22 protein-coding genes are annotated in these 17689 nt (G+C 64.7%); 13 read left to right on the top strand and 9 right to left on the bottom strand.

Going from position 1 to position 17689, the window contains the following annotated elements; translation table 11 throughout:
• The first annotated feature begins 48 nt into the window (after nt 1-48).
• Entirely contained in the window at nt 49-1512 is a 1464-nt protein-coding gene (locus FE851_RS14230; RefSeq protein WP_026002479.1) for a PLP-dependent aminotransferase family protein, read from the top strand.
• A 170-nt stretch (nt 1513-1682) separates the two neighbouring features.
• Here the strand turns inward: FE851_RS14230 and FE851_RS14225 are convergent, their stop codons facing one another.
• Nucleotides 1683-2726, bottom strand: coding sequence for a quinone-dependent dihydroorotate dehydrogenase (locus FE851_RS14225; RefSeq protein WP_145204437.1), 1044 nt, complete (start codon nt 2724-2726; stop codon nt 1683-1685).
• 350 nt (nt 2727-3076) lie between these two features.
• Here FE851_RS14225 and FE851_RS14220 point away from each other — a divergent pair, with 350 nt between their 5' ends.
• The 12 genes from FE851_RS14220 to FE851_RS26180 all read left to right on the top strand — a co-directional run bounded on the left by FE851_RS14220 (nt 3077) and on the right by FE851_RS26180 (nt 11874).
• On the top strand, nt 3077-4021 hold the full coding sequence (locus FE851_RS14220) for a helix-turn-helix transcriptional regulator (RefSeq protein WP_019053170.1): 945 nt from the start codon (nt 3077-3079) through the stop codon (nt 4019-4021).
• Nucleotides 4022-4121: 100 nt separating this feature from the next.
• A complete protein-coding gene (locus FE851_RS14215; protein ID WP_017183592.1) occupies nt 4122-4532 on the top strand; it encodes an RrF2 family transcriptional regulator in 411 nt (136 codons plus the stop codon).
• Nucleotides 4529-6016 (top strand): Fe-S cluster assembly protein SufB, encoded by a 1488-nt coding sequence (gene sufB / locus FE851_RS14210; protein WP_145203376.1) that lies wholly within the window; start codon nt 4529-4531, stop codon nt 6014-6016. The genes FE851_RS14215 and sufB overlap by 4 nt, the downstream gene beginning before the upstream one ends.
• 98 nt (nt 6017-6114) lie before the next feature.
• Nucleotides 6115-6516: an endonuclease domain-containing protein gene (locus FE851_RS14205; protein WP_261370992.1), complete on the top strand. Its 402-nt coding sequence runs from the start codon at nt 6115-6117 to the stop codon at nt 6514-6516.
• Nucleotides 6513-6968, top strand: coding sequence for a hypothetical protein (locus FE851_RS14200; protein ID WP_017183589.1), 456 nt, complete (start codon nt 6513-6515; stop codon nt 6966-6968). Before FE851_RS14205 ends, FE851_RS14200 begins: the two co-directional genes overlap by 4 nt.
• Nucleotides 6969-6971: 3 nt before the next feature.
• The gene (gene sufC / locus FE851_RS14195) at nt 6972-7730 is read left to right on the top strand and encodes a Fe-S cluster assembly ATPase SufC (RefSeq protein ID WP_145203370.1); all 759 of its coding nucleotides are present in this window, start codon (nt 6972-6974) and stop codon (nt 7728-7730) included.
• A gap of 127 nt (nt 7731-7857) precedes the next feature.
• On the top strand, nt 7858-8610 hold the full coding sequence (locus FE851_RS14190; RefSeq protein ID WP_026002476.1) for a SufD family Fe-S cluster assembly protein: 753 nt from the start codon (nt 7858-7860) through the stop codon (nt 8608-8610).
• Nucleotides 8607-9893 carry a cysteine desulfurase gene (locus FE851_RS14185; RefSeq protein WP_261370941.1) on the top strand — a complete coding sequence of 429 codons (1287 nt, stop codon included), beginning with the start codon at nt 8607-8609 and terminating at the stop codon, nt 9891-9893. The genes FE851_RS14190 and FE851_RS14185 overlap by 4 nt, the downstream gene beginning before the upstream one ends.
• Entirely contained in the window at nt 9890-10342 is a 453-nt protein-coding gene (locus tag FE851_RS14180) for an SUF system Fe-S cluster assembly protein (protein WP_019053175.1), read from the top strand. The genes FE851_RS14185 and FE851_RS14180 overlap by 4 nt, the downstream gene beginning before the upstream one ends.
• Nucleotides 10342-10701 carry a HesB/IscA family protein gene (locus FE851_RS14175; protein WP_145203367.1) on the top strand — a complete coding sequence of 120 codons (360 nt, stop codon included), beginning with the start codon at nt 10342-10344 and terminating at the stop codon, nt 10699-10701. The genes FE851_RS14180 and FE851_RS14175 overlap by 1 nt, the downstream gene beginning before the upstream one ends.
• Nucleotides 10702-10824: 123 nt before the next feature.
• Nucleotides 10825-11631 carry an SDR family NAD(P)-dependent oxidoreductase gene (locus FE851_RS14170; protein WP_145203364.1) on the top strand — a complete coding sequence of 269 codons (807 nt, stop codon included), beginning with the start codon at nt 10825-10827 and terminating at the stop codon, nt 11629-11631.
• 87 nt (nt 11632-11718) lie between these two features.
• Nucleotides 11719-11874: a hypothetical protein gene (locus tag FE851_RS26180; RefSeq protein WP_165418694.1), complete on the top strand. Its 156-nt coding sequence runs from the start codon at nt 11719-11721 to the stop codon at nt 11872-11874.
• A gap of 4 nt (nt 11875-11878) precedes the next feature.
• Here FE851_RS26180 and FE851_RS14165 read toward each other — a convergent pair whose 3' ends face one another.
• From FE851_RS14165 to rsfS, 8 genes are all read right to left on the bottom strand, one after another.
• Entirely contained in the window at nt 11879-12295 is a 417-nt protein-coding gene (locus FE851_RS14165; protein ID WP_130751704.1) for a hypothetical protein, read from the bottom strand.
• Between the two features lie 73 nt (nt 12296-12368).
• Nucleotides 12369-12902: a hypothetical protein gene (locus FE851_RS14160; protein ID WP_019053179.1), complete on the bottom strand. Its 534-nt coding sequence runs from the start codon at nt 12900-12902 to the stop codon at nt 12369-12371.
• A 13-nt stretch (nt 12903-12915) separates the two neighbouring features.
• Nucleotides 12916-13470: a demethoxyubiquinone hydroxylase family protein gene (locus FE851_RS14155; RefSeq protein WP_017183579.1), complete on the bottom strand. Its 555-nt coding sequence runs from the start codon at nt 13468-13470 to the stop codon at nt 12916-12918.
• Entirely contained in the window at nt 13467-13952 is a 486-nt protein-coding gene (locus tag FE851_RS14150) for a disulfide bond formation protein B (protein WP_026002472.1), read from the bottom strand. The genes FE851_RS14155 and FE851_RS14150 overlap by 4 nt, the downstream gene beginning before the upstream one ends.
• 96 nt (nt 13953-14048) lie before the next feature.
• Nucleotides 14049-15395 (bottom strand): S41 family peptidase, encoded by a 1347-nt coding sequence (locus FE851_RS14145; protein WP_019053181.1) that lies wholly within the window; start codon nt 15393-15395, stop codon nt 14049-14051.
• A 121-nt stretch (nt 15396-15516) separates the two neighbouring features.
• Nucleotides 15517-16734: a murein hydrolase activator EnvC family protein gene (locus FE851_RS14140; RefSeq protein WP_145204431.1), complete on the bottom strand. Its 1218-nt coding sequence runs from the start codon at nt 16732-16734 to the stop codon at nt 15517-15519.
• Nucleotides 16735-16756: 22 nt separating this feature from the next.
• Entirely contained in the window at nt 16757-17179 is a 423-nt protein-coding gene (locus FE851_RS14135) for a 23S rRNA (pseudouridine(1915)-N(3))-methyltransferase RlmH (RefSeq protein WP_145203361.1), read from the bottom strand.
• Between the two features lie 117 nt (nt 17180-17296).
• Nucleotides 17297-17686: a ribosome silencing factor gene (gene rsfS, locus FE851_RS14130; RefSeq protein WP_017183718.1), complete on the bottom strand. Its 390-nt coding sequence runs from the start codon at nt 17684-17686 to the stop codon at nt 17297-17299.
• Nucleotides 17687-17689: the final 3 nt, after the last annotated feature.

The raw sequence follows: 17689 nt of genomic DNA, 5'->3' as shown, positions 1-17689 counted from the left end.
ATTTCGACATAAATGGCCCTGACCATCCGCCAATTGGATCAAATCATCATGTCCACTTCCTTCCTTCGCCCGCCTTCCCTGCTCCGCCTGCTGGGTGCATGGCGCGCGCAGGACAGCGCCCAGCCCGCCTATCGCCAACTGGCGCAGGCGTTGCGTATGCTGGTGCTCGACGGGCGGGTGGGGCTGAACGTCCGCCTGCCGGGCGAGCGGGAACTGGCCGCCGCGCTTGGCCTGTCGCGCACGACGATCGCGGCGGCGTTCGACCGGCTGCGGGACGAAGGCTATCTGGAAAGTCGGCAGGGGTCGGGCAGCGTCACCCGCCTGCCGCCGGGTCGGGTCGAACCGCCCCAGGCGGACATTGACATGATCACCGGCGGCAATCTGCTCAACTGGACCCATGCCGCGCTGCCCGCTGCGCCGGGCGTCGGCCGCGCGATGCAGGCGGCGGTCGAGGCGCTGCCCGCCTATCTGGGCGATCTGGGCTATGATCCGCTTGGCCTGCCCGTATTGCGGCGCGCGGTCGCCGCCCATTTCGATCGGCGCGGCTGCCCGACGGATGCGGATCAGATCATCATCACCAATGGCGCGCAGCAGGGCTTTTCGCTGCTGCTCCACTGGCTTGCCGGGCCGGGCGATCGCGTCGTGATCGACCACCCGACCTATCACAACGCGATCCAGGCGTTGCAGCGCGCGCATGTCGTGCCGGTGCCGGTCGGCCTGCCGGCCCATGGCTGGGATATTGACGCCATGGACGCGGCTTTTCGCCAGACCGCACCGCGCTTTGCCTATCTGATCGCCGATTTCCACAATCCCACCGGGCGTAGCATGGACCCGGCGACTCGTCGCGCGCTGGTCGCGGCCGCCACGCGCAGCCACACGCCGCTGGTGATCGACGAAACGATGGTGGCGATGGGGCTGGATTTCGCCCCGCCCCCGCCGGTCGCGATCCATGATCCGTCCGGGCGGCAGGTCATCACCATGGGGTCGGCCAGCAAGATTTTCTGGGGCGGGCTTCGGGTCGGCTGGATCCGCGCTGATCCGCAGACCGTCGCGGCCCTTGGCCGCCTGCGCACGACGACGGATATGGCCAGTCCCGTGGTCGAACAGCTTGCCGTGGCGCACCTGATCGACGCAGATGAGGGGCTGGGCGCGCGCGCCGACATGCTGCGCGGGCGGCGCGACCATCTGCTGGCGCTGCTCGAACAGCATCTGCCCCACTGGCGGGTCGAATCGCCTGCGGGTGGCCTGTCGCTCTGGGCCGAACTGCCCCGTGCGGAGGCAACCGCGCTCGCCGCGCTGGCCGAAAGCCTGGGGGTGCGGGTCGCTGCCGGGCCGCGCTTCGGCGTCAGCGGTGCGTTCGAACGCTTTCTGCGCCTGCCCTTCACCCTGCCCGAGGCCCAGCTTGCGATCGGCGTGGAACGGCTGGTCCAGGCGGACGCCCATCTTCACGCACGGACCCCCAGGGGCCGCGACTCGCTGGCGCTCGCGCTGGAGGCGGACCGATTGATCTGAAGAGTCTGTTTCGAAATGCGCCTTTGATGCATCCGCACCGGCCCAAACCCCCAGCCGACCGCCCACAGAGTGTATCCTGAATGGGAGGTCGGGTGGGGGTGAGGGCCGGTGCGGCAACTGAAATGCGCTCTTTCGCGCATTTCGACACAGACTCTAAATGACAGCGCCCGTCAGGCGTCGATGCCGACAATCTGGTCGATGGTGGCAAAGCCGTCGCGCGCCATCAGCGTCTTGAGACCATGATTGATCCGCTTCGCCAGATACGGCCCTTCATAGACCAGCGCGCTATAGAGTTGGACCAGCGACGCGCCTGCGCGGATGCGGGCATAGGCCTGCTCCGCATTGCCAATCCCGCCAACGCCGATCAGCGGCAGCCGATCGCCCAGCAAGCGACGAAAATCGCGTAATTTTTGCAATGACAGGTCAGTCAGCGGCGCACCGGACAGCCCGCCCGTTTCTCCTGCATGGGCCGACCGCAGCGCCGGGCGCGTGATCGTGGTGTTGGACACGATCAGCGCGTCGATCCGGTGGTCGAGGCAGGCGGCGGCAATATCTTCCACATCCGCCGGTTCCAGATCGGGCGCGACCTTCAGGAAAATCGGCGTGGCGCGGCTACCCCGTGCCGCCATCACCGCGCCCAGCAGCTCGTCGAGCGCAGTGCGATCCTGCAAGGCGCGCAGGCCCGGCGTGTTGGGGGAGGAGATGTTGACCGTCAGATAGTCCGCCAGCGGGGCCATGACCTGAACCCCGGTGACATAATCGGCGATCCGGTCGGTCGCATCCTTGTTCGCGCCGATATTGATGCCGATCACCGGCCCTTCCCCCACCGGGCGGCGATAGCGCGCGATCCGGTCCGCCGCCGCGCCCTGTCCGCCATTGTTGAAGCCGAAACGGTTGATCACCGCCCTGTCCTCGACCAGCCGGAACAGCCGCGGGCGGGGATTGCCCGGCTGGGCCAGGGGGGTCAGCGTCCCCAGTTCGGCAAAGCCAAAGCCCAGCCCGTGCATCTTGTGCGCGACTCGCCCTTCCTTGTCATAACCAGCCGCCAGGCCGACCGGGTTGGGGAAATGCAGTCCCGCAACCGTGCTGGCGAGCGCCGGATCGGGCGTCAGCGGGGCCGGAGTCGGCATCAGGCGCAGCGCGGCGATCGACAGATTATGGGCGCGCTCGGCATCCAGAGCGAACAAAAGCGGGCGGATCAGGCGGTATGGCATGGCCGCGCTATGCCAGCGGCGGGGCGGCCCGTCGAGTCGCTGTTGCAGCATGGCAACAGACTCGCCCCACGTCATTTCATAACAGGAAACGTCATGTTTGGGATCGTTTTCGGCGAAAAAATGTCTGATCCGTCCAATAATATTGCCGCGATTCGGGGGTAAAGCGTCCCTGCGACCCGAAGGCTCTTAGGCTTCCAGCCGATGAGACCTTTTCCTGACCCGGCAATGCAAATTGCCGGGTCATTTTTTTGTGCGACGCAACAGAAAACAACAAAAGTTACGATTCATTATCCATCCTGCTTGCGCGGCGGCGATGTTGGCGCATAGTAAATCCCAACTGGGGTAAGAATATGGGGTCGCATAACATCGACAGGACCGGGGGCGGTGTCGCTCTGCCGGACGACCGGGGGCCACTATCCTATACCGTGGCGGCTGCGCAGGGGCCGGTGCGGTTGCGTTACTTTGCCCCACCGGAACATTTACGCGCCTATTTCGGCTCGCTCTATCTGTTCACTGTGTCGGCGGACCAATATGCCGACGCGACCCGTGCCGATGTGCCACAATTGCGCTTCATGCTGAGCGGCGGGGGCCATTATCATTTTCAGGACGGCGTAGCGATGGCGACGCCCGACGTCTGCCTGCTTGGCCCAACCATGGGCGCGACCCGGTTCGAACTGGACCGGCCCGCGCGCGTCGTGGGCATTTCGCTGCTGCCCGCCGGCTGGCTGGCTCTCTATGGCAAGGATGCCAGTCTGCTGGCGGACCGCTTGTGCGACATGGCGGCGGAAAAGGGCGATGCCTATACCCGCCTGCTCGATGATCTGCGCGCGCTGGACGATGATCAGGCGGACGTTATGGCGGCGCTGTGCTGGGCGCGACTGGGCGCAAAGATCAAGCCGCCGCGCCGGGCCATCTGGACGCTGCTCCATGCGGTCGACGCCTGGCTGATGGACGAAGGGTCGCCGCGGATCGAGATATTGGCCGAAACCACTGGCCTGTCCCCGCGCCAGCTCGCCCGGTTGACCAACAAATATTATGGCGCGCCGCCCAAATTGCTGGCCCGCAAATATCGCGCTTTGCGCTGTTCGGCCAAGATCGCGCTCGATCGGGAAAGCTGGCAACTCATGTGCGAAGAAGCGGGCTTTTACGACCAGTCCCACTTCATCCGGGAAATCAAGCATTTCATCGGCCTGACCCCGCACCAGTTGCAGACCGAACCGTCCGCCGTCGCGCAACTGACCCTGCTCCGCCGGTCGCTGGGCGGGGATGTGGCGACGCTCAACCGGCTGAGCTGAGGCAAGGGCAAAGCCAAAAAAGCCTTGATAATTGATGCGGGCGGGACCAAATGCCCAATCAGACGAATTTAGTCTGATTTGAGAATGGTTCGCAACGCGCATGAAATTGTCCAGCTTCGCTGACTATGCCGTGGTCCTGATGTCGGCCGCCGCGCGCCATTGCGGCGCGGCCAAGATGAACGCGACCACGCTGAGCGCGGAAACCGGCATTCCGCTGCCTACCGCGCAGAAGCTGGTGAGCCGCCTGTCTGCTGCGGGCCTGCTCGAATCAAGTCGTGGCACCGGGGGCGGCGTGCGCCTGTCGCGTCCCCCCGCCACGATCACGCTGGCCGACGTGGTGGAGGCGGTCGAAGGGCCGATCGCCATGACCGCCTGTGCCGACACCGGCGCGCATGACTGCACGCTGGAGCAGGACTGCCGCATCCGCCCGCATATGAATGTGGCGAACATGGCGATCCGTTCGGCGCTGGCCGGGGTAACGATCGCGAGTTTGACGAGAGAATTGGCATGACCGAAGTGACGACCAGAGAAGCGCGCAATGCCCAGGCGCAGGAGGCCGCCGATCGTGCGTCCACCTACGAACATGGCTGGGCGTCGAACATCGAACAGGACTTCGCGCCAAAGGGGCTGAACGAAGACACGGTCCGCTTCATCTCCGCCAAGAAAAACGAGCCGCAATGGCTGCTCGACTGGCGGCTGAAGGCTTTTGCGATGTGGCAGACGATGACGCCGCCCGACTGGGCCAAGCTCAACGTCCCGCCGATCGACTATCAGGACGCCTATTATTACGCCGAACCCAAGAAGAAGGTGGAACTGGATTCGCTGGACCAGGTCGATCCCGAAATCCTCGCCACCTACCAGAAACTGGGCATCCCGATTGCCGAACAGGAAATGCTCGCCGGGGTGAAGGGCAGCCGCCGCGTCGCGGTCGACGCCGTGTTCGACTCGGTATCGGTCGCCACCACGTTCCGCAAGGAACTGGAGGAAGCGGGCGTCATCTTCCGCTCGATCAGCGAAGCGGTGCGCGAATATCCCGATCTGGTGAAGAAGTGGATGGGCAAGGTCGTGCCGATGCACGACAATTATTTCGCGACATTGAACTGCGCGGTCTTTTCTGACGGCACCTTCGTCTACATCCCCAAGGGCGTCCGCTGCCCGATGGAACTCAGCACCTATTTCCGAATCAATGCGGAAAATACCGGCCAGTTCGAACGCACCCTGATCGTCGCCGACGAAGGCAGCTATGTCAGCTATCTCGAAGGCTGCACCGCACCGATGCGCGACGAGAACCAGCTTCACGCCGCCGTGGTCGAACTGGTGGCGCTCGATGATGCGGAGATCAAATATTCGACCGTCCAGAACTGGTATCCCGGTGACGCGGACGGCAAGGGCGGCATCTATAATTTCGTGACCAAGCGCGCACTCTGCCAGGGGCGCAATTCCAAGGTCAGCTGGACGCAGGTGGAAACCGGCAGCGCGATCACCTGGAAATATCCCAGCTGCGTACTGAACGGCGAAAACAGCGTGGGCGAATTCTACTCGGTCGCGCTCACCAACAACAGGCAGCAGGCCGACACCGGCACCAAGATGATCCACAATGGCAAAGGGTCGCGATCGACCATCGTGTCGAAGGGGATCAGCGCGGGACGCAGCAACAACACCTATCGCGGCCTCGTCCGCGTCGCGCCCGGCGCGGAGGGCGTGCGCAACTTCACCCAGTGCGACAGCCTGCTGCTCGGCGACCAGTGCGGCGCGCATACCGTCCCCTATATCGAGGTGCGGAATCCTAGCGCCCAGATCGAACATGAAGCGACCACCAGCAAGATCAGCGATGATCAGCTCTTCTACGCCATGCAGCGCGGCCTGGACCAGGAAAGCGCCGTCGGCCTGATCGTCAACGGCTTCGCCCGCGAAGTGCTGCAACAACTGCCGATGGAGTTCGCGGTCGAGGCGCAGAAATTGCTAGGGATCTCGCTGGAAGGCAGCGTGGGATGATGTCGCTCACGCCTCGTGATCAGGCGTACCGCCTAAACTCCCCTCCCCTTCAGGGGAGGGGCCGGGGGTGGGGGCTGTCGGTTGAGCGCCTCGCTCAATTGGATGGCTTCGCTCACGACATGCGTCGTGATCCCACCGAACCGGAAAAGCGCTTATGGACTCGCTTGTCCCGTTCCCAACTCGGTGGCCATAAATTCCGCCGCCAATCAGTCATAGGCCCGTTCATTGCCGATTTCTTTTGTCCGCAAAAGGGGTTGGTCATCGAAGTGGATGGCGACACGCATGATATTTTGGCGGACCTCAAGCGCGATGCAGCATTGAACAGGCTTGGCCTTTCGGTGCTGCATGTCGGCAATGCAGATGTGATCCGCAATCTTGACGGGGTGTGCGAAACGATCCTGCATCGGCTTGAACAGGCGCCGGATCGTTGGGCATACCCCCACCCCAACCCCTCCCCTGAAGGGGAGGGGCTTTCTCCCTCTCAAGGAACAGAATTTTGAGCGACGAAGACGATATTCAGGATGCCCTCGCGGATTTTGCGGAGGATGTTGGCAATGGCCAGTCATGGACCGCCGCGATCCGCATCCTGACCGAGGATTATGAGCTGGAGGACGGCGAGCTGGAACAGCGCGCCCGCGCCGATTTCGGCGATCTCGACACATTCGAGGCCGACAGCCGCGCCGCGCTGGACAAGGCGGACGCCGCCATGACCGAGAAGCTGCGCAAGGACAAGGCGTTCCACAAGGCGAAGGCTCCCAACCTGGCCCGCATGGGTCCGGTCAGCGAATTCGTGGTGGCGCTGCTCGAAAAAGGGCCGCCGGAAGAGAATGTCGACTGGTGGCCCTATATGCCGATCAAGCGGCATATCGACACGCTGTTTCCGGCGCCCGGTGACGTGCGGGACATGGCCTTCTGGACCGCCCGCACGCTCCAGCGCGCGCACGAAGGATAAATGATGCTGACGATCGACCAACTGACCAACGAAATTGACGGCAAGGCGATCCTGAAAGGCCTGTCGCTCCAGAGCCACGCGGGGGAAATCCACGCGAGCATGGGGCCGAACGGCGCGGGCAAATCGACGCTGGCCTACACGCTGGGCGGGCGGCCGGGTTATGAAGTGACCGGCGGCACCGCGACGTTCGATGGCGCTGACCTGTTCGACCTCGACCCGCATGAGCGCGCCGCCGCCGGTCTGTTCCTGGGCTTCCAGTATCCGGTCGAAATCCCCGGCGTCTCCAACCTCCAGTTCCTGCGCGAAAGCCTCAACAGCCAGAAGCGCGCACGCGGGGAAAAGGAACTGAATGGCGGCGAATTCATCCGCCTCGCCAAGGAAAAGGCCGCTTTGCTCGGCCTCGACATGGATATGCTCAAGCGCCCGGTGAATGTCGGCTTTTCGGGCGGCGAAAAGAAGCGCGCCGAAATGGTGCAGATGGGCATTCTCGATCCCAAGCTGGCGATCCTCGACGAAACCGACTCCGGGCTGGACATCGACGCGCTCAAGATCGTGGGCGCTGGCATCAATGCGATCATGCGCAAGCCCGAAAAGGCCGTGCTGCTCATCACCCATTATCAGCGCCTGCTCGACTATGTGAAGCCGGACTATGTCCATGTGCTGGCTGGCGGGCGGATCGTGAAGTCGGGCGGCCCGGAACTGGCGCTCGAACTGGAACGTGAAGGCTATTCTGATGTGGTTGGGGCCGAGGTGGTCGGATAACGGAATATCTGTCCTATCGCGGTGAAATACGGGATAATATACTTAAGTTACAAAGGCTTATGCCGAAATACCGTGCATATGGACGAAGTTGGACGAGTTTGAACCGCAAGGCATTGAAAACAAAGCGATGAACATGTTGGACCTTCCCACCCGCCGCGACGAAAGCTGGCGTTATAGCGACCTTTCGGCGCTCCAGAGCGTCTGGCCGCTGCCCGCGCCGGTGCGAATCGACGTTGCGGCGGGCGAAGCGGCGCATCACCATCTGTTGCAGGACGCAGCCGATGGCGCGACGGCGGTGCATGATTATGTCGTGACCGTGGCTGATGGCGCGCGCTGCGATTTTCACGTCCTCAACATTGGCGGCCAGCTGGGGCGGGTGACGATCGACGTGACGCTGGGCCGGGGCAGCCATTTCGAGCTGGGCGGCGCCATTCTGGGCAGCGGTGATCAGACGTTGGAAATCGTCACCAGCGTCACCCATGCGCAGCCCGACGCGACCAGCGGCCAGACGATCCGCTCGATCCTGAGCGAGCGCGCCACCGGCAGCTATCTCGGCAGGATCGCGGTCGCCCGCGACGCGCAGCGCACTGACGCCTTCCAGTCGGTCAAGGCCATGCTGCTGGATCGCACCGCGACCGCCAATGCCAAGCCGGAACTGGAAATCTATGCCGACGATGTGAAATGCGCCCATGGCGCGACCGTGGGCGAACTGGACAAGGCGGCGCTTTTCTACATGGCCTCGCGCGGGATGGACCCGGCGACCGCCAAGACGCTGCTGTTGCGCTCCTTCGTGGCGGGCGTGTTCGACAGCGTGGCGGACGAGGCGGTGAAGGACAGGCTCGAAGCAGCGGCGATCGCCAAGCTGGAGGCAATGGTATGAACGACGATCAAACATCCGTTCGCCCTGAGCCTGTCGAAGGGTCGTCCTTTTCTTCCAAGGAAGAACAAGGCTTCGACAAGCTCAGCCCGAACGGTGTTTTGAAACTCCGCGCCGATTTCCCCGGCGTCCTCGACTGGCATTATCTCGACAGCGCCGCCACCGCGCAAAAGCCGCAGGCGGTGATCGACGCCATCGCCCGCGCCTATGGCCCCGACTATGCCACCGTTCATCGCGGCGTCTATGCGCGGTCCGCCAACATGACGCTCGCCTATGAATCGGCCCGGCGCAAGGTGGCCGGTTTCATCGGCGCGAAGTCGGACAGCGAAATCGTCTATGTCCGCGGCGCGACCGAAGGGATCAACCTGGTCGCGCAATGCTGGGCGGGCGAACAGCTGAAGGCGGGCGACCGCATCCTCCTGTCCACGCTGGAACATCACAGCAATATCGTGCCGTGGCAGATGGTGGCGGAAAAGGTCGGCGCCCATATCGACGTCGTGCCGCTGACCGATGAAGGCCGGATCGATCTTGACGCGATGCGCGCGATGATCACGCCCCGGCACCGCATGGTCGCGCTCGCCCATGTGTCCAACGTGCTGGGCAGCGTGCTGGATTGCCGCCGCGCGGCCGACATCGCGCATATGGTCGGCGCGCGGATATTGATCGACGGTTGCCAGGCCGTGCCGCGCCTCGCCGTCGACGTGCAGGCGCTCGATTGCGATTTCTACGTCTTTTCCGCGCATAAACTCTACGGCCCGACCGGCATCGGCGTGCTGTGGGCGCGGCAGGAACTGCTCGACGCCATGCCCCCCTATCAGGGCGGCGGATCGATGATCGACAAGGTGACGTTTGAAAAAACGACCTACGCGCCTGCGCCGACCCGGTTCGAAGCGGGAACGCCCCACATCAGCGGCGTGATCGGCCTGTCGGCGGCGATCGATTATGTGCAGGCGATCGGGCTGGACGCGATCCACGCGCATGAATGTGCGCTGGTGGCGCAGGCGCGCGCGGCGCTCGACAATCTCAACAGCGTGCGGGTTTTCGGGCCGGACGACAGTGCGGGAATCCTCTCCTTTGAAGTCGAGGGGGTGCATCCGCACGATGTCGGCACCATATTGGACGAAGCAGGCGTCGCGATCCGCGCCGGGCATCATTGCGCCCAGCCGCTGATGCGCCATCTGGGCGTGGAAGCGACCGCGCGGGCCAGCTTTGGCATTTATAGCGATCAGGGCGACGTCGATGCGCTGGTCGCGGGTTTGGAACGGGTAAGGAAGATCTTCGGATGACCGAGGCGAACAAGATCGTGGTGGAAGAGGTAGAGGCCGTTGATGCCCCGCCCAAGGCACGGGTGGAAGAAGCGCCGCGCCAGCGCGACTATCTGGACGGCTTCCTGGCCGCCAAGCCTGCCGAAAGCCCGGCGGGGGAACCGGGCGGCGATGTCTATGATGGCGTCATCGACGCGCTCAAGGATATTTTCGACCCGGAAATCCCGGTGAACATCTATGATCTGGGGCTGATCTATGGCGTCGATGTGTCGCCCGACAATCATGTCGTCGTCACCATGACGCTGACCACGCCGCATTGCCCCGTGGCCGAATCCATGCCCGGCGAGGTCGAACTGCGTGTCGGGGCCGTCCCCGGCGTCGGCGATGCGCAGGTCAATCTGGTCTGGGACCCGCCATGGGATCCGGCCAAGATGAGCGATGAGGCCAAGCTGGAACTGGGGATGCTGTGATGACGACCGAGACCAGGACCCGCGCCCGCCCCGCCGCCGTCACGCTGACGCCCAGCGCCGAACAGCGCATCGCCGACCTGATGGCCAACGCGCCGGAGGGGACGATCGGCGTCAAGCTTTCCACGCCCCGGCGCGGCTGTTCGGGTCTGGCCTATTCGGTCGATTATGTGAGCGAGGAAGCCAAATTCGACGAGAAGATAGAGACCCCCGGCGGCACCTTCTACATTGACGGCGCGTCGGTGCTCTATCTGGTCGGATCGACGATGGACTGGGTGGAAGATGACTTCACCGCCGGCTTCACCTTCGCCAATCCCAATGCCAAGGGCGCCTGTGGCTGCGGCGAGAGCTTCACGGTCTAGTCTCTGTCTCCGTTCGTTTCGAGCGAAGTCGAGAAACGGTACGCACAGGTTTCTCGACCTTGCCTGTCCTGAGCGCCTGCCTTGGCAAGCAGTCGAAGCGCTCGAAACGAACGGAGGAGTATATTGCCTCATCTATTGATCTTTGGCCTTGGCTATACCGCGTCCCGGCTGGCCGACCGCCTGCGATCGGATGGCTGGCGCATCACCGCCACCCGCCGCCATGCCGACGCAGACACGCTGGCCTTCGATGACGATCCCTCTGTCCGCGCGGCCATCGCCAGCGCCACCCATATCCTCTCCTCCGTCCCGCCCGCAGGTGACGCCGACCCGGTGCTGGCCCGCTACGGTACCGGGATAGCCGCCGCACCGGCGCGCTGGATCGGCTATCTCTCCTCCACCGGCGTCTATGGCGATACGCGCGGGGCGTGGGTCGACGAAGCCAGCCCGGTCGGCACCGGCCGCCGTACCGCCAGGGCGCAGGCTGATCAGGCATGGGGGGCGTTGCGGCCTGATATGCGCCGTTTCCGCCTGCCGGGCATCTACGGTCCGGGCCGTTCGGCGCTGGACCGGGTGCGGACGGGGAAAGCGCATCGCATCGACCTGCCCGACCAGATTTTCAGCCGCATCCATGTCGATGACATTGTCGCGGGGATCAAGGCTTCGTTCGATGGGCCGCCGGGCATCTATAATCTGGCCGACGACCTGCCCTGCGCGCAAAACCGGGTGATAGAGGCCGCCTGCGACATGCTGGGGATGGCCCATCCGCCCCTGCTGACGCTGGAACAGGCCGCGTTGTCGCCCATGGCGCTGGCCTTTTATGCAGAGAACCGCCGCATCGCCAATGGACGCGCAAAACGCCTGCTTGGCTGGTCGCCACGCTACCCGACCTATGTGCAGGGGCTTGCTGCCTGCGACTCGACGGGTGCGTGATTCGCTTCGGCGCAAAGGCGGGCCGCCGATTACCACTTGTTAACCACAGGGGCGCGATAGCGGGCTATCACTTGTCGGGACAGACTGATGGATCGCATCGACTATATTTTCGGCACACTCAGCCAGCGGATGAGCAGCATGAAGCAACCCTGCCGTGCGATGCCAGCATCCGAACCGCTTTCTAGCCTGATCGACAAGGTCAACGCGGCCAAGCAGCGCTATCAGCCCGGCATAGGCCGTTAAAAGCTCAGGGTTCGCCCTTCGATTCCAGCATCCGTCGCTCGGCGAACCATTGTTGCAGCCTCTGGGCCGCACAGCCGGTAAAGCCGTTGCTGCCGATCACCGAACAACTGCCCGGCAGGGTCTGGCGCTGGACCTGTTCCATCGTCGCCACCTGGCTGCCCCAGCCGGGACCACCAGCTACCGGCGGCTTTTCACGCAGCTTCTTGGGAATGCGGTAGCGCTCAGCTTCGGGCCTGCGCGCACACACCACGATTTCGCTGTCATCCTTGCCCTTGGGGCAGGGATCATCGCCATAGACGATCAGGTTGAATATACGGTCGGGCGGCGGTTCAGGCTGCGCCAGCACGGGCGTCGCCGGGATCAGGGCCGCCCCCATCAAGGCCAGGGACATAGACAGACGCATCATCGGAAAATCCTTCATTCGCCCCTGTCATTGCCCGCCTTGCCCGAAAGTGGAGACTCCTTCTCCAGACGCCGTTCGGCGGCCGGACCCGTCAGGGTTGCGATGCGGGCGCCGTATCCTTGGCCTTTTCCTCCGCCACGACCCGCGCCTCGATCGCTTCGCTGTCGGCATCGATGGTGGACAAGCGCTTGGCGCGCTCGGCCTCTACCAGATCCTTCCAGCTGGCATTGTCGAGCGCCTGCCGTTCCGCCTTGGCCAGCCGCGCCAGCTGTGCGAAGCAGCCGGTTGCGCCACCACCGCCGACTGGCGAGCAGCTTTCGGTGCCGGACCGGCCGACATATTCCATCGATCGCACCCGCTCGCCCCAGGCCTGCTTGCTGGGTTCATTGGGATCGCCGCGCAGCGGTTCGGGGATGCGATAGCGCTCTTCCTCCCCCTTGCGCGCGCACACGACAATGTCGTCGCCCTGGCTTTGCGGGCAAGCATCGTCGCCATAAACGATGACAAGGTTGACCTTTTCCGTCGTCGGCGCGGCCGCCGCGGTGGGCGCGCTTGACGGCTGGGCCAGTGCGGGGCCGGCAGCGCCCATCAGCAACAGCGCGGCGATCATCGGTATCCTGGTCATCCGTCGGTCCTTTTCAGATGCGCTTCGACAGCGCGATGGCGGCCCGGCATCCCAAACGGATGGCGCCCGACAAGAGGGGGTAGGCAGGGGCCTGCTGCGCGCCATGCGCCAGCGCGGCATCGCGATGCTCGACTTCCTCTGCCTGAAAATCCGCGATGGCGGTGGAGAGTTCCGGATCGTCGCTGCCCAATTGCACTAATTGTTCGCCATAGTGGCGGTCGATCTCCGTCTCGATCGCGGCGGTACAGGCCATGGCGGCCTTGGGACCGATCGCCGCCGTCACCGCACCCAGCGCAAAGCCCGCCACGTTCCAGATCGGCGCCAGCGCGGTCGGCCGTACGCCGCGCCGCGCGATCATGGCGTCGAACGTCTGGCGGTGGCGCTCTTCCTGCGCGGCCATCCCCGCAATGATGCGCGCATCGGGATGCCGATCGCCCATCACGGCAAGCTGCCCTGCATAGATGCGGGTCGCGCCGAACTCACCGGCCTGATCGACCCGCAGCATCGACGCGCGATCGGCGGGCTTGGGACGGCGACCGGGCCGGGGAAAATCCTGCTTCGCGCTCATGCATTGCGTCCTTTGCGTCCCAGCAACGCCAAGATGGCGAGTGCGCCACCGACCGACAAGAGGCCGTTATAGCCCGCCAGCGATATGCCCAGCAGGCTCCATGGCGCAACATCGCAGCGGGTGATGGGCGTCGCCATGATCTGGGTCAATATGTCGGCCGCATTGCCGCCGGTCGGCGATGTGGAGCAGGCGGTCAGCCCTTCCCACCAGCCATATTCGACACCGGCATGGAACAGGCCGATGGCGCCGCTTATGGCGATGGCGATGGCCGCCAGCGTCGTGAACATCGCGCTGGTCCTCGGATTGCCCTTTGCCGCAAAGGCCAGCAGCGCCAGCGCGATCGCGGCCATATGCGGATAACGCTGCCACCAGCACATTTCGCACGGATGCAATCCGCCCACATATTGCGACGCATAGGCACCGCCCAGCAGCGCCACGGGGATCAGCAGCGCCAGGGCGCGAGCGAGGGGAAGTTTGCTCATCATCCCCGCTTAAACCCCCAGGCACCTTTCGTCATGCTGAACTTGCGGGATTCCCACACCATCCGCTCAGGGCGAACGGGAATGATAGGGACCCCCTTACTTCGCCCCCGGCTTCCTGGCCGCAGCCTGCGCGATGGTTGCGCCCGGCGTGCTGGCCAGGCGACCAATCGTCTTGAGCGCATAGTCGAGCTGGAAATCCTCGACGCCCTTCTTCTTCAATTCCTCGGCCGACATGGCAAAGCGCGGATCGTCCTTGGCATCTTCCTCCAGCGTCTTGTCGTCGGTCTTGATCTCGTTGATCAAATGGCGGCGCAAGTCGCTTTCGCGATATTTGGGGCGGTTCTTGTAATCGGGGTCCGACAGCTGCGGGACGCGGATGTCGGGCTGGATACCCCCTTCCTGCACGCTGCGGCCCGAAGGCGTATAGTAACGCGCCGTGGTCAGCTTGAGCGCGGTGGTGTTCGACAGCGGCAACATCGTCTGCACGCTGCCCTTGCCAAAGCTGCGTTCGCCCATCACCAGCGCGCGATGCTGGTCCTGCAACGCACCGGCGACGATTTCGGATGCGGACGCCGATCCTGCATCGACCAGCACGATCACCGGCAGACCCTTCGCATCGTCACCCGGCTTTGCATAATAGCGTTCGACATCGCCCTTGGCCCGGCCGCGCTGCGACACGATCTCGCCGCGTTCCAGGAAGGCGTCGCTGACTGACACCGCTTCATCCAGCAGGCCACCGGGGTTGGAGCGCAGGTCCAGCACATAGCCGGTCGGCTTGTGGCCCAGCGACTTGTCGATGCTGCGGATCGCCTGCCGTACATCGGCACCGGTATTGGCAGAGAAGCTGACGATGTTGATGACGCCGATGCCGTTCTTCACTTCCCATTTCACCGGCTTCAATTGAATGATCTCGCGCGTCAGCGTCAGGTCGATCGGCTTGTCGCGTCCGGCCCGCACGATCGTCAGCTTCAGGCTGGTGCCCGGTGCGCCGCGCATCTTGTCGACCGCTTCGTCCAGCGTGCCGCCATAGATTAGCTGCCCGTCGATATGGGTGATATAGTCGCCCGCCTTGATCCCCGCACGCCAGGCCGGGGTATCCTGCGTCGGCGCGATCACCTTGACCGCGCCATCCTCCTGCGTGACCGACAGGCCCAGGCCGCCATAGCTGCCCTCGGTCTGGGTCCGCAGATTCTGGAAATCGCGCGCGTCCAGGAAGCTGCTGTGCGGGTCCAGACTGGCCAGCATCCCGTCAATCGCGCCCTTGATCAGCTTTTCATCGTCGACTTTCTCGACATAATCACTGCGGACCTTCTGGAACACGTCCATGAATTCGTCGAGCGCCTTGTAGCTCGACGCCTCCCCATCGGCGAGCGCCGCGGTGGTGGCGGGAATGAGCGCAAGCGCCCCGAGCGCAAGTGCGCCCTGGAGGAAGGTGGATTTCATGGTTGTCCTTGATTCCGGCATCTGCGTTCCATCATAAGCCGATTCGCGTCCCGACGCAAAAGCGCGCTTCGACGAATGTTGCGCAGGGTCGATGAGCGTCAGGTTAATGAGCGCGCGATCCTCATCCCAGCCCCACCAGCGGCACGATGTCGACCGGACGGCCGTTGCGGCGCAGTTCTATGGTGATGGTCGGGCGGCCGGGGCCGGTGATGGCGACCGGCTCGCCCTGCCGCACGCTGTCGCCCACTTGCGCGGTTACGCGATGCAGGCCGGTGATGAGCGTGGTCCATCCCTGGCCATGGTCGATGATCAATATCTGGCCATAGCCGCGATAGGGCCCGGCAAAGGCGATGCGTCCGGCGGTCGGCGCGACGGCCTGCGCCCCCGGCTGCGTCACCAGCGTCAGCCCGCGTGACCGGACGCCGCCATCATTCACCTCGCCCATGCCCGTGACCAGTTGGCCTACGACCGGCAGGCGATAGGGCGGCGGGCCGCGCATCGCCACGGCCCGGTCAGGGGCAGGGGCGCCGGTCTGGTCGGGGCGAGCCGGGCGCAGCAGCGGACCGGGCAGCGCAGCCAGCTTGTCGCGCAGGTCGCTCGCTTCCTCCAGCCGGTCCATCAGGTCGACAATGTCGCGCGCCCGCTCGCCCAGCGCCAGCGCCCGCTCGCTCTCCATCCCCGCATTGCTGCGATAGTCGCGCGCGGCCACCCGCTTCTGCGCCTCCAGCGCGGCGAGTTGGGCCTGTCTTTCCTTGCGCTGTTGCTGGCTGCTGGCCAGCGCATCGGCCGCCTGCTGGGCCGTGGCGCGCAGCGCCCGGCTGCGTTCCAGCTCGGCGCGCAGCCCGGCGGTACGCTGGCGGATCACCGGGAGTATCTGCCCCAGAACCGCGCGCATATGCACGGCGTCGGTGATCGAGCCGGGCTGGACCAGCGCCAGCGCCAGCGGGCGGCGCGCCATCATCTGGAGCGCGGCGGTCAGGCGCACGACCGGTTCCTGCTTGGCCGCCAGCCGGGCCGCCTGCGCGCGCTGCATCCGCGCGACGATGGCGATGCGCGCCTGTGCGCCCGCTATGTCGGCTTCGGCCTGCTGGATGCGCGCGGCGATCGCGGCGGCGCGGCGGCGCGCCTGCTCGGCCTCATCGCGCGCTGCGCTCGCCTGCTGGTCGAGCCGGGCGGACCGATCGCGCGCCTCGTCCGACTGGCGGCGCGCGGCCTTCAGCGCGGCCTGTTCCTGTTGCAATGTGGTGCCGGCGGTGCCGGGCAGGATGATGGCGTCGTCATCGGCGGCGGGCAGGCGCGATGCGGCCAGGACGCCAAGGCCCGCCATCATCACGATCATGATCCCGCCCCGTGTCACCCGCCTATCCTTCGCGATGATAGGGGTGGTTGGCAAGGATGGAGCAGGCCCGCCACAATTGTTCGGCCAGCATCGCGCGGGCCATCATGTGCGGCCAGGTCATATTGCCAAAGGCGATCAGCAGGTCCGCATTCGCCCGTTCGGTGTCGTCAAACCCGTCCGCCGCGCCGATCAGGAAGCGGCATTCGCGCGTTCCCGCGTCGCGCCAGCCTTCGATCCGCCGGGCAAAGTCCATGGAGGATAGCTGTTTGCCCTTTTCGTCCAGCATCACCGTGACGGTGCCGGGCGCCTGCGGGGGCAGCTTGCCGCCCCGATCGGGCATTTCGGTGATCTTGTGCGGCATGGTCAGCCGCTTGACATAGCGGTCGACCAGTTCGGCTTCGGGCGACCGCCCGATCTTCCCGCGCGCGATGATATGGAGGAGCATTCAGCCTTAATCCGTTCACCCTGAGCGAAGTCGAAGGGTTCGGCTGAGCCGCAGGCGAAACCACTTCGCTACGCTCAGTGGAAGGCTTCGACTTCGCTCAGCCCGAACGGCGTCGGGTTACGCCGTCCCCGCCACTGGCGCGTCGACGAAGCCCCACATCCGTTCCAGATTGTAGAAGCTGCGCACTTCGGGCCGGAACAGGTGGACGATCACGTCGCCCGCGTCGATCAGCACCCAGTCGGCGACCGGCAGCCCTTCGATGCGGCACGAACGGCCCGTGCCTTTCTTGACCCGCTCGGCCAGATGCTCGGCGATCGCCGCGACCTGGCGCGACGAACGACCGCTCGCAATCACCATATAATCGGCGATGCTGCTCTTGCCTTCGAGGGGGATGGAGATGGTTTCCTGGGCCTGGTCGTCGTCGAGCGACTGCATGACGAGGGCGTGCAGGGCGGCCACGCTATCGGCCGCTGCGGCCGTATCGTTGGCAATAAGGGGTCTGGTCAAAAA

The organism is Sphingobium sp. B2 (assembly GCF_007693735.1).
Lineage (GTDB): Bacteria > Pseudomonadota > Alphaproteobacteria > Sphingomonadales > Sphingomonadaceae > Sphingobium > Sphingobium xenophagum.
The sequence above is the reverse complement of the archived record's forward strand: the minus strand, read 5'-3'. Positions and strand labels throughout refer to the sequence as shown.